Genomic DNA, 395 nt, shown 5'->3' with positions numbered 1-395 from the left:
TTCAAACATATTCAATTTGACATTGAATTAGTGAAAGACGTTGAAGGTGCGCCTTCTACTGAAGTTGAACGCCGCCGCGCATCAGCTTAAAAATAATTAAGGGATGGATTTCTCATCCATCCTTTATCTCATTCAACTAAAGAATTTAGACCAATCCAAATCTAATCATTTTGATTTGTTTAAATTTTTGCAAGACCGAAAAGGATATAGATAGCTTTATCTATAAAACGCTATGATTGATAAATCTCAAAAGACTTTAACCGAAGCCCTCTCCCAAATTAAAGACGGTTCAACCATTATGATTGGTGGGTTTGGTACTGCAGGTCAGCCTGCTGAACTCATCGATGGCTTAATTGAACTCGGTATTAAAGACTTAGTGATCGTCAACAACAACG

General features: G+C 36.7%; 2 protein-coding genes. Both read left to right on the top strand.

What is annotated here, in order from left to right:
• A partial coding sequence (locus AC1M9A_RS14420; RefSeq protein ID WP_481592540.1) for a hypothetical protein occupies nt 1-90 on the top strand: 90 nt, incomplete at its 5' end.
• Nucleotides 91-232: 142 nt separating this feature from the next.
• Nucleotides 233-395: CoA-transferase (locus AC1M9A_RS14415; protein ID WP_481610493.1), on the top strand; the 163-nt coding region annotated here is incomplete at its 3' end.

The sequence above is a fragment of the Acinetobacter sp. ANC_7634 genome, assembly GCF_056779875.1.
Note: the sequence above shows the minus strand (reverse complement) of the source record. Positions and strands in the feature narration are given on the sequence as shown.